Raw genomic sequence first — 12,489 nt, 5'->3', positions numbered from 1 at the left:
ACCGGATTCAGTTATCGTCCTTCGACAGGCTCAGGATGACAAGCTTCAATGATCATCTTGTCGAAGTAGATTCTTCGTCCTCAGAGTGACAAGTTATTGTTCTACTGATTGGTATACCCACCAACCGGATTCAGTTATCGTCCTTCGACAGGCTCAGGATGACAGACTTACACTTGTTTCTTAACTACCAGTAAGTGATCGCATACCAGCACAACCTCACCATGTTGATTAATAATTTCTACATGTTCTGTTACCTGACCATATTCCGGGCGTTTGGTTTCTGATTTATCTGAAATTGTAATTTCGGAATGGATCGTATCACCAATAAAAACAGGTTTTATGAAACGAAGTTTATCATATCCTTTAGACATGGCCTCCGGATTTATTTCTGAAGCTGTTAGGCCAATACCGATGCTAAAAATCATCGTGCCATGGGCTATCCGTTGCTTAAAAGGCTGTGTAGCGCACCATTCTGCATCCATATGATGCGGAAAGAAGTCACCTGTATGCCCGGCATGGACAACAAAATCCGTTTCTGTAATCGTGCGGCCTAAAGTCACTCTTTTTTCTGCTAATTGATAACCTTCAAAAAATGTTGATTTGAAATACATATTTAATCTTTTACTCTATTGTTCTATTGGTTAGTATTCCAACTAACCTGATTTAGTTATTGTCCTTCGACAGGCTCAGGATGACAAGTTATTGTTCTACTGGTTAGTATTCCAACAAACCGGATTTAGTTATTGTCCTTCGACAGGCTCAGGATGACAATCTTCATTGATCACCTTGTCAAAGCAGATTCCTCGTTCCTCAGGATGACAAGCCTATCGTTCTACTGGTTAGTTTTCGCACTAACCGGATTTAGCTATTGTCCTTCGACGGGCTCAGGATGACAATTTTTTAAACTGCAACTCACTTCACCGCAATTCCACCTTCATCACTCGATTGGTAAGCACACTCTACAACAGCCATGGTCTTAATTACGTCCTCTACACTGGTATGCAAAACCTGATCAGAACCTTCATTGTACCGCATTAAATTAGCCATCGTGCCGATGAAAGCTTCGGGAAACCACGAACCTTCCAACTTTACCGTTTTCCATTCTGGTAATTTACCTTCCTCTACCAGGCAATATTCAAAAACATCAGGAACGCCATGCGGATAATCCATCAATAGACCCATTTTAGCTTTAATTGCACCTTTGGTTCCTTCCCATTTGATATAGCTTTCCTGATGATCGGGTCCAAAATCATGATCATGATTGGTATTAATCACTGCGTGCATGGTATCGCCATAGTCGAACAAAATCGTTGAACGGGAGGAGGATAAACTTTTAGCCGGATGTTTTAATGTTTTTGCTAAAATGCTCTTCGGTTCTCCTAAGAATGAACGAACCAAATCCACATAATGAATGCTGTGGTATTGGATCTCCAACCTCGGATGAATAATTACGTGCGGAAAGATTTCCCATGGTGTTTTTATGGTTACCCGTACTTCCATATCGTATAACTCTCCAATTAAACCCCGGTCTATGAGGTATTTTGCAGCAGCTGTAAATGGTGCAAAGCGCAACTGAAAGTTAATCGCCGCCTTAAATCCTTTCTCCCGGCAAAGTGCTAAAATTTCATTTGCCTGTTTAAAATCATCGCCCATTGGCTTCTGAATTAAAACAGCGCTGCCTTCCGGTAATTGTTTAAGCGTTGCTAGATACTGCTCGGGCATGATCGTTAAATCATACACCACATTGGCTGGCGCCTGGTTTACGGCTTCTGCCAATGAATCAAAAACATGTGGAATGCCAAATTTATCTGCTAATTTTTGGGCGCGTTCTTTGGTACGGTTAACAATCCCATAAACCTCAAAGCCAGCAATTTTATAGGCAGGGAGGTGTGCGTCGGCTACAATACCACCAGCCCCAATGATAATAATGGGCTGTTTGGTTTTTGGAAGTTCTGGCTTATATTTTATATCAATACTCATCTCTCTAATTCATTAATTTGTTTTTGAGCCTTTTCTATAAGTGACTTCGAAGGCTCTTCGCTATTGATGGCTGATAATACCATTTCATCAATTACTGCAGCCATAGCAGCCCAGTTTTTCTTTTGGGGAAGGCTGTTGGCTACCTCGTGTAACTGTTCCAACTTATGGTAAAAAGGGATAATCTCATTTATTTCCTCATCCTTCCAGGTAGAAATACGGCATCCGATTCCGCCTTCGAGTGTAAGTTGTTTATCTTGTTTCGCTTGTGTTACAAAGCGAAGAAAATCATAAGCCACTTGTTTATTTTGACTGCCCTTAGCAATGGTATATAACCAATAAACGTTAAGTGATGCTGATTGCTCACCAGCTGCTGATGGTAACAAATCAACGCCAACCTTACCCTTTACTTTAGAGTTGGCATCTACAGCACACATACTTGCGAAACCAAACCAATTGATCATCATTGCGGCCTCGCCCTGCGAAAATGCAATTCCGGCAGCAACGGATTCGAATGTACTGGATTTCGGGTGAACCGCAGTTTTATCGTTAACGATCTTACGGTAAAAATCCAGACCTTCTATAGCAGCCTGGCTATTGAGGTTTACCACGCCACTTTTATCTGCTAACTGGCCTCCCCTCGTCCACAACTGCAGGCAAAAATCAAAAACGGTGTTATGCCCGTCCGGATAACACGCGAAAATGCTGCCATACAAATTATCCTGAGGCCGGTTAAAGAACCGAGCTACCTCATGAAAATCTTCCCAGGTTTTAGGAACATCTAAAGGTCTTCCATATTGGGCAAGAAAATTTTTCTGCTCGGTAACATCTTCAAATAAATCTTTTCTGTAAATGAAACATTCAGGTCCGTCATGAAAAGGCAAACCCACTATCTCCCAGCCAAAACGTTGCAAACCCAAGAGTGATTTGCTCCAACCTTCCGGAAAATTATCAGGACGGTTCTTATTGATGTATGGGTTGAGGACTTCAAAATCCTGCGCTAAATAACCTTCATATACCCAATCTGTATTGATGTGGGCCACATCGAACTCACCTTGTGCCAAACCTTTTTTCGTAATAGTACGATCATAAAGTTCGTGCAAGTCCATCACCACCATTTCTAATTGAAGAGTACAGCCCGAAAAAGCACAATATTGATCCCAAAAGCGCTGCATGGCAGATTCAAAAGGAGCAAATTTTCTTACGGCAATTTTGAAAGTTTCTGTAGACTTAGGCATTTGCTATGGTATTCTGTTTTATAAATTCGTTGATAATCTGCTTATTATCCTGACCTAACTTGGGCGATCCCTTTGTTGAAGTAAGCAATTCTCCGTCGATACGAATCGGACACCTGGTTGTTTCATATTTATATCCATCTGCCATTTCAACTTCCTGAATCATATTTAAAGCCTTAAACCCTTCATGTGCCATGAGTGCGTTCCAGTTTAAAACATCAGCACACCAAATATCTGCAGGTTCTAAAACCGACAACCACTGCTCAGTACTTGCTGTAAGCAGGTGATCTGCTAAAATGGCTTTTATCTCATCTCGTTTCGAAAAGGCTTCCTTTATATCCGTATAGTCAAGTAATTTTTCGCAATCAAGCAATTGTCCCAATATAGGGATTGAGCCCATTGCCAAGGCTAAATATCCGTTTTCTGTTTGATAAATTCCGTAAGGAGCGCCCAAATATGCGTTTGCATTGTTCTTTTTTGATCTTTCTGGCAAGCATCCCCCATCGTTCATAAATGTAGTGATGGTTTCAAACTGGAAATCATAGGCAGATTCCATCATGCTCACCTGAACAAAACCACCTTCGTTTTTAATGGCTTTACGGTACAAACATGCTAAAATCCCTTGCGCCAAATGTGCTCCGGCCAGCATATCTACAATAGATAAGCCCATGGCTACAGGACCACTATCTGCATTTCCGGTCAGGGAGGTTAATCCGGTAACAGATTGCAACAATAAATCTTGTCCGGGTTTTCCTTTCCAATCACCATCCGTACCAAAGCCAGAAATCTCACCATAAATAATAGAGGGATTTAAAGCTAAAACAGACTGATAATCAAAGCCTAATCTTTCCATTACGCCTGGACGAAAATTATGGATCATCACATCAGCCTTTTTAAGCAACTCGCGAACAATTTCCTTGTCTTCATTACTTTTCAAATCAACTTCAAAACTTTCTTTATTTCTGTTAATGGCATGAAAAACCGATGATTCGCCATTCATAATTAAATTTGACGTATAAAGTGTGCGACAAATATCACCTACTCCCAGGCGTTCAATTTTAATTACACGCGCACCAAAATCTGCCAGGCGCAAGCTTGCAGAGGGTCCAGATAAAAACTGGCTAAAATCGATAATTAAATAATCTTCAAGCGGTCGCATATTTTAATTTATTTCAAATTCCTTGTTAATATCTACCGTATCCACACCAAGCTTTGGTGCAGCTTTGGCAGCAAAAAGCTTTTCGTTATCTAAACGAATTGGACTTACAGTAGTCCTGATGTTTTTACCCTCAGCCAAATCTAGCTGCTGTTCAATTTGCAGGTATTTATAATTACTTAAAGCCGTAGCGGACTGATAATCCAGCACTTCTGCAGACCAAATCCCATGGCTGTCCAGTAAATCAAGCCATAATTTAGAATTTTGCTCTTTAAAAGTCTCTGCCAATCTGTTAATCAGCTTATCGCGGTTATCAAATGCAGAATTGCTATCCATATAAAGGTCGGTTATGTCACAGCCTATTACCGAACAGATATTAGGTAAACTCCCCATAGCCAAGGCAATATGTCCATCCAGTGTTTCATACATGCCATAAGGGGCACTGAGATAAGCATGCGCACTGCCCTTTGCACTGCTCCTATCCGGCAATTTACCTCCATCATTCAAATAGGTGGTAATCACTTCGAACTGTACATCCAAAATAGATTCGAGCAAGCTCACTTCCACCAGTACGCCTTTATCGGTTTTAGCACGCTTGATTAAGGCAGCCATAATACCTTGTGCCAGGTGGTTACCACACATGATATCAGAAACCGATAGTCCAAAAGGCACAGGTCCATCAATTGCTGAACCTGATAAGAAAGTTAATCCGGAAACCGACTGAACCAATAAATCCTGACCTGGTTTATTTGCCCAGGGACCTTCATTACCGTATCCGGTAACTACACCATAAATAAGTTTTGGGTTAATTACCTGAACAGCAGCATAATCCAGACCTACTTTTTCCATTACACCTGGCCTAAAGTTATGTGTCATCACATCTGCCCTGGCAATCAATTGCTTGAGCCTGGCTAAATCCTCAGGATTTTTTAAATCAGCAGCATAGGATTCTTTATTTCTGTTGATGGTATGAAACAGCAGACTATCATCCGCTACAAAAAGATTCTTAATGGAAAGTTGGCGGCAGGCATCCCCTGTTCCAGGTCTTTCAATCTTAATCACACGGGCACCTAAATCTGCTAATTTTAAACCCGCAGATGGTCCGGCCAAAAACTGGCAAAACTCCAAAACCAAAAGCCCTTCTAATGGTCTGTTCATGATACTGTTAATGTTTTGGATTGCAGGTATAATTCATTCATGGCCGATAAAACCTCTGTTTCATCACCACCGTTCATTAAATAATCTCTAACTACATCTCCGGCATGATCCTGAAAAAACATAGATCCATGATAACGGGGACGAAGAAAAGCACGTTCTAATGCCGGTAAAGTATTTTTAAAATATTGTTGACTTTGTCTGTTTACTTCTTCATTTTTCCAGGCAGCTAAATGCCCCGGTTGACCACCACTCTCGAAAAAAAGTGTTTGCTGACATTCTGGCGAACCCACATACGCGGCATATGCTACAGCGACTTCCATTTCAGCGCATTTAGAAGAAATGGCTAATCCTGTTCCGCCGAGTGTACTTCTGAGGTTTATTTTGCCATCCAACGAGATCATGTCGTGAAAATGCAGTGCCTTGCGCGAATAACCATTTCTGGAATAATTGGAATATCCATATGCAAAAGGGCAATAGGCGATTTCATCCGTTTTGGTCATGGCTTCATACACTTGAATCGGATTTCGGTCAAAATTGGCTTTATCTATTTTAACAGCTAATTCCCGGTACATTTTTAATGCTTTAGTGCCTGTAGCAGCTGAAACCACTTCATCATCACTTTGACAGGGATCTTCTCCCAATGAGCAACAAAGCGTGTAAAAATTCATCAATACGTCAATCGGAATACCCGCGAATGCAACCAGGCCCTGATCGGCCAGAGCCAGCAAATCCTCGAAAGACTGAGGCAATTGTAATCCCCTATCGGTCAATAAATCCGGTCGGGATGCAGCCACAGGTGTCGCCGCATCTATAGGTAGTGCCCATTGATGTCCATCGTAATGATAGCTTTCATAGGATGCACCCACAGAATTATGTTCCTGATCTTTTAGGTATTCTTTAGACAGGTATTGATCCAATGGGACAATAGACTTTGTTTTAGCCGCAAAGCCCGCCCAGGGATGATCTATTACCAATAAATCAAACACTTCAGCCAATTCCTGAATAGAAAAATCAGCAAACTGTTGTAAACTTCTCTTCTCCCAGGTGATCTGAACATGAGGATTAAGCTCCGAAAATCGCTGAGCCGTTGCAACCATAGGTAAAAATCCACGACTGTGGTTCCAGGTTATTCCCCTTAAACTAATCTTCTTTTCCAATGCGCTAAAATTTTATTCTTTTTACTTTATTAATCAATTCTTCTGTTTTACCTTCAAATGGCAGCAGGTAAAAGCTGTATTTATAATTTTTTGATGGAATCTGATATTGCGCTAATGGTGCTGCAACATCACTCCAGCTATCGTTACCACCCACACCCATTTGTATTAGATCTATGTTTACCGTGAGGTAGCCTGCATCTTTGAGCTTATTGGTATGTTTTGCTGATTGTACATTTTCATCTGTATACGGACTTGCGCTCATGCTGAGCAGACTATCGGCTACGAAAGCGATGCCCTGCTTATTTTTCGGATTGGAGAAAAACATCCAACGCACATCTGTGCGATTTCCGTTCTCTTGTGGAACAGCATAATGCTCCATAAAATCGTTTAATGGTTGATTGTATATCGCAGCATCAAAGCCATAACGTTTGTCAATGTAGTTTTCCATCGGGCCCCTGCCGTACCATGAGATGTGATCATTATTACGCAAAACACCCATTTGCATCCCTACTTTTGGAATGTTAGGCAAGCCTGGCTTAACTTCTAATTCATAGTTTACCTTTACAGTTCCTGTATTGGCGATAAAATAGCTGACAATCACTTTGGCACTGTCGTTTATCAGGCTGTAAGTACTGGAAATTTTTAATGCAGCGCCCGATGGTCCCTCAAACTTACTGGCTGAACTGGAAATAAACTTCAGGTCATTTTGATACCATTGCCTTAATTTTTTGTTAGACTTCCATCCACGTTTATCATTATCGGTTAAGGGGCGGGTGAAATGAGGCAATAAAGCTGCAAAAATTTGTTGCTGTCCTTTCCATTTGTAAGAAACCAAAGCCCCATTCTGTTTACTGATACCTATTTCGAAGTTTGCACCCGTATAAATATCTAAATCAGCTGTGCTGTTGTATTTAGGGGATTCAATTCTTTCAGTACTTTTAGCTGTGGCAGGTTTGTTTAATGCAAACTGATTTGAAGCGACTTGAAAACCTTTCGAAGCCCAAAGTTCATCTTTACTTAATCTGAAATGGATATCGGCCAGATATTCCGAACCAGGCTCGATTTTAGGCAGATATTTTGATATATTGATTATTGAATCTTTCCCTGCCTGGAGGTTAATGGCTGGTAAAGTTTTTTCACTGATCACCACCCCGTCCTTACGGAAAATTAAGCTTGCACTATAGGCATTCAGATTTTTAACCGCATGGCGATTGGTAATCTTAATCAATCCTTTTTGATCGGCCAATTCTGTTTCTGCTCCTTGATAAACCCTTTTGCACTCGAACATCGCCGATTTTGGCTTACCATCTGAGTTCACTACCCCTTTAATGGTGAAGTTATCAAAATACTTTTCACCAAAATCGCCACCATAAGCATAAAAAGGAATGCCAACGCTATCTCTTTTTAAAATTCCCTGATCTTTAAATTCCCAGATGGCCCCGCCAATTACACGTGGAGTGGAACGGAAAATATCCCAAAAGTCTTTCATATTGCCAACAGAGTTCCCCATGGCATGTGCATATTCGACAAAAAATATTGGACGATGATCACCGTTATCTTGTTCTGCCAGCATCTTAGGTGTGTAAGTGCTGGGATACATGCGGCTTATTACATCAATATAAGGCTCATCCTGAGGGTTTTGCAGGCGATGTGAATGATCATTCGGTTTCAGATAGGCAGGATTACCTGGATCCATATAGCCCTCTAAACGAGGGTTTCCCATTGCCGGTTCATAGTGCACAGGACGGGTAATATCGAAATCATGAATCCATGCCGACATGGCTGCGTGGTTTGGTCCCCTTCCCGATTCATTACCTAAACTCCAGATAATAATACTCGGATGGTTTTTATCCCGCATCACCATCCTACTGCTTCTTTCTAAATAAGCAGCAGTCCAGCCTGGGTCATTGCTCAATTTCCCGCCTAAACCATGTGTCTCCAGGTTGGCTTCGTCTATTACTAAAATCCCATACTCATCACACAGGTCATACAAATATGGATCCATTGGATAATGGCTGGTTCGGATACAGTTAAAACTGAACTGCTTAATGGTTTTTACATCCTGTAAAATATCTTCGCGGCTAAGCGCCTTACCCTTAACAGGATGATGATCAGGGCGGTTAATGCCATACAAATAAGTTTCTTTGCCATTAATCAGCAACTTTCCATTTGTTTTAGAAAATTCGATGCTTCTGAAACCTACTTTACAACTTTTTACTTCAAGTACATTTCCTAAGCTATCTTCTAAAGCAATGGTTAAAGTATAAAGATTTGGTTCTTCATCGCTCCATTTAGCCGGATTTTTAATTTTAGCTTCCAACAAACCAAATTTTACGTTATCTAAACGAGGCCAAATTTCATTGATGATGCTTTCGGCAGTTCGCTGCAGTGGTTTCTCTAGTACGGATTTTCCGTTGCGATCAAATAATGCTGCTTTTATCTGATATCCCTTAACTTCTTTTCCGGTTAAATTTTCAATTCTTGGGCGAATGCTTAATGTTGCATCTTTATAGTCTTTGTCCAATTTGGTTTGTACAAAGAAATCGGCTATTCTAAGTTTAGGCTCAGCTAAAAGCATCACTTCCCGTTGAATTCCACTTAATCTCCAATGATCCTGATCTTCCAGAAAACTACCATCACTCCAGCGGATAACCTGCACTGAAAGTACATTTTCTCCTTTTTGAAGATATGGCGTAACATTAAATTCTGAAGAAAGAAAACTATCTTCGGCATAACCCAAAAACTTACCGTTTAACCAAACTTTATATCCCGAACTTACACCGCCAAAATGCAATGTAATGTTCATGTCTTTCCAGTTTTCAGGTACAGTAAAGGTACGCTGGTAGCTCCCTACACCATTATAATCCTGAGGAACATTTGGTGGATTTACAGGTCTGAAAGGATAAACAGCACTTTTATAGATTGGTTTATCATAACCTTTCATTTCCCAATTGGAAGGTACTTCGATTTTTGCCCAGCCATGTACCCTCGACTGATAGAAATCTTTGGGTGCATCTGCCGGTTTAATGGCGAAAGAAAAATCCCAATCACCATTTAAAGACATCATCCGGGTGGATTGCTCCCGATTGCCCTTTTTAGCAGCCTCAATATTGGCGAAAGAATAGGCTGTTGCACGAGAGGGCTCACGGTTGATACCACTTACCAAAGGATCTTCCCAAGGTTCCCGATTATAGATGCCAGGAACTTTTTGAACCGCAGTGGGCGTTTTATCTACCAGTTGAGCATGGGCAGGAGATAATAAAAATGATGAACCACAAAGACAAAACATAAACAAAGTAGCAGGCTTTAAAAACCTGAGTACTGCCGGAGCCTTGGTGGTAAAAACAGTTAATCTCCTCATCATTTGTTCGTATTAATGGTTATAGATGAAGGAGTTAAACCCGTTGCACTAGCAGTTAACCTGATGCTCCCGGCCTTTTCTTCAGCCTGAATGATTGCTAAACATAAACCATGAAAAGCCTTACGATAGTTAGCCTTAAAGGGTTCAAGACTGGCCTGAAATCCATTATCTACACCAGCAATTGTCCCCAATCCTTCAACTTTAAACTGAACCAGGTTATCTGCATTGGGTACCACATTGCCATCCTTATCTAAAATACGAACGGTAACAAAAGATAAATCTTTACCATCCGCTTTGATCTTTTTACGATCGGCAATCAACTCAATTTTAGCTGGAGCCGAAGCGGTTTTAATGGTTTTAACCAGAACTTCCTTTCCATTTTTTCTGGACACGGCCTTTAAAGTGCCAGGTTCGAAATCTACATTCCATTGAATATGTAAATCATCACCTTGTTTGCTTCGTTTTCCTAATGACTTACCATTAAGAAAGAGTTCCACTTCATCCGCATTGTTGTAATAAGCCCAAACTTCTACCTTTTTTCCTGTCTCCCAGTTCCAATGCGGAAACAAATGTAAAACGGGTTTATTGGTCCATTCGCTTTGGTACAAATAGTAAGCATCTTTTGGGAAGCCTGCTAAATCCACAATGCCAAAGTAAGAACTTCTGGCTGGCCATGGATAAGGCAGCGGTTCTCCTAAGTAATCAAATCCTGTCCATACAAAAAGCCCGGAAACATGATCATATTTCTTGGCTTCCTTCCAGGTTTCTTCATGTGTTGAACCCCAATAAGCCGAAACATTATCGTAAGCCGAAGCCGACCATTCCTTATTACCTTCTGTAAACTTGGTTTTGCCATCTCTTGGCCAACGGCGAATGGTATCTGCAGTATCGTAGAAACCGCGTGTTTCCAGGGCAGAAGTAGTTTCTGTTGCTAAAAACTTAACATTAGGGTATTTTACCGGAAACTCTTTATAAAACTTATGATTATAATTTAAACCATAAATATCCAATGCATTCGCTTGATAAATAAAGTTTTTTTCAGGCTTCATCTCTGTTAAAGCAGAAATTACCGGACGGGTTTTGTCTAATGATTTTACAATATTCACCAACTCTTTGGTGATGGCTATTCCGGTACTGTCAAACTGCTCACGGATTTCATTGCCAATGCTCCATAAAATGATGGAAGGATGATTACGATCGCGTTTTAGCATATCTTCCAGGTCCTTTTTATACCATTCTGGAAAATTTAAATGATAATCTTTCGAATTTTTCTTTTTCTTCCACATGTCGAAAGCCTCATCCATGACTAAAAAGCCCATTTTATCACATAAATCCAAAAATTCGGGTGCGGGAGGGTTGTGGGCAGTACGAATAGCATTACAACCCATGGCTTTTAAAATCTCTAGCTGGCGCTCCATAGCACGGATATTTATGGCTGCTCCTAATGCGCCTAAATCATGATGTAAACAAACACCCAGAATTTTGGTCTGTTTTCCATTCAGATAAAATCCCTTTTGTGCATCAAACTTAAAAAAGCGAACACCAAAAGAGGTCTCTGTCTGGTCAACAACCTTATTATTTTGAACAATTTGAGTTACTACTTTATACTGGTAAGGATTTTCAATTGACCACAGTGTTGGGCCTTTAAACCGAAGACTTGCATTTAAGCTTGCTCCTGCAGTATCTACTTGTATGGCTCTGGGTTGTGTTTTCTCTACTAACTTGCCTGCTCCATCGTAAATGGCATGAGTAATTGTTGCAGACTGCTTTAAACCGCTTTTATTCTGAATATTGGTTTTAACCTGCACCATTGCTTCATCGTCCTTTGACCAGGTGTTCCCGGCCATCACTACAGATGCACTGGCGAAGGTGCCCCATTGCGCTACTGAAAGGCGGGCGGTTGAAGTTAGCCAAACGTTTCTATAAATTCCTGAGCCCGAATACCAACGAGAATCTGGCTGAGCCGAATTGTCTACTTTAACGGCGATGGTATTTTTTCCTGCTTTAAGCCACTTACTTATTTCATAAGAAAATGAGCTGTAGCCATAAGGCCTCTTTCCTAAATATTGACCGTTTATCCAAACTTCGCTGTTTTTGTAAACGCCATCAAATTCGATGGTTACCAACTTTTGCTTATAATTAGCAGGTGCATTAAATTCTTTTCTGTACCAGGCAATACCCGTAGGTAAACCACCACCTTCAGGCTTGGCCGGATTTTTCTCATCAAACTGACCTTCTATGCTCCAATCATGTGGCAGATTTAGTTTTCTCCAGGACTGATCATTGAAGCTGGTAGATTTTGCAGCTGCATCATCCCCCAGAAAAAACTTCCAGTCTTTGTTAAAACTTTCCCTGATTCTGGATTGTGCGAAAGCAACCGTGCTTAACGCAAGCATCACAAATAAGGTTTTCAGTTTTAACGGTATATGTATTATATTCATTTTC

At 40.8% G+C, this 12,489-nt stretch carries 8 protein-coding genes; all 8 read right to left on the bottom strand.

Going from position 1 to position 12,489, the window contains the following annotated elements:
* Positions 1–167 precede the first annotated feature (167 nt).
* The gene (locus ACQY77_RS01215) at positions 168–611 is read right to left on the bottom strand and encodes a MaoC/PaaZ C-terminal domain-containing protein (protein WP_421939812.1); all 444 of its coding nucleotides are present in this window, start codon (positions 609–611) and stop codon (positions 168–170) included.
* A 301-nt stretch (positions 612–912) separates the two neighbouring features.
* On the bottom strand, positions 913–1,980 hold the full coding sequence (locus ACQY77_RS01210; protein WP_421939813.1) for a Gfo/Idh/MocA family protein: 1,068 nt from the start codon (positions 1,978–1,980) through the stop codon (positions 913–915).
* Complete coding sequence (locus ACQY77_RS01205) at positions 1,977–3,215, bottom strand: extracellular solute-binding protein (RefSeq protein ID WP_421939814.1); 1,239 nt, start codon at positions 3,213–3,215, stop codon at positions 1,977–1,979. The genes ACQY77_RS01210 and ACQY77_RS01205 overlap by 4 nt, the downstream gene beginning before the upstream one ends.
* Positions 3,208–4,371, bottom strand: coding sequence for a CaiB/BaiF CoA transferase family protein (locus ACQY77_RS01200; RefSeq protein ID WP_421939815.1), 1,164 nt, complete (start codon positions 4,369–4,371; stop codon positions 3,208–3,210). Before ACQY77_RS01200 ends, ACQY77_RS01205 begins: the two co-directional genes overlap by 8 nt.
* A gap of 3 nt (positions 4,372–4,374) precedes the next feature.
* Complete coding sequence (locus ACQY77_RS01195; RefSeq protein ID WP_421939816.1) at positions 4,375–5,526, bottom strand: CaiB/BaiF CoA transferase family protein; 1,152 nt, start codon at positions 5,524–5,526, stop codon at positions 4,375–4,377.
* On the bottom strand, positions 5,523–6,683 hold the full coding sequence (locus tag ACQY77_RS01190) for an ABC transporter substrate-binding protein (RefSeq protein WP_421939817.1): 1,161 nt from the start codon (positions 6,681–6,683) through the stop codon (positions 5,523–5,525). The genes ACQY77_RS01195 and ACQY77_RS01190 overlap by 4 nt, the downstream gene beginning before the upstream one ends.
* Before the next feature lie 4 nt (positions 6,684–6,687).
* Positions 6,688–10,047 (bottom strand): glycoside hydrolase family 2 TIM barrel-domain containing protein, encoded by a 3,360-nt coding sequence (locus ACQY77_RS01185; protein ID WP_421939818.1) that lies wholly within the window; start codon positions 10,045–10,047, stop codon positions 6,688–6,690.
* Positions 10,044–12,485 (bottom strand): beta-galactosidase GalB, encoded by a 2,442-nt coding sequence (galB, locus tag ACQY77_RS01180; RefSeq protein WP_421939819.1) that lies wholly within the window; start codon positions 12,483–12,485, stop codon positions 10,044–10,046. The genes ACQY77_RS01185 and galB overlap by 4 nt, the downstream gene beginning before the upstream one ends.
* Between the last annotated feature and the right edge of the window lie 4 nt (positions 12,486–12,489).

The organism is Pedobacter sp., from assembly GCF_965279535.1.
Classification (GTDB): Bacteria; Bacteroidota; Bacteroidia; order Sphingobacteriales; family Sphingobacteriaceae; genus Pedobacter.
Note: the sequence above shows the minus strand (reverse complement) of the source record. Positions and strands in the feature narration are given on the sequence as shown.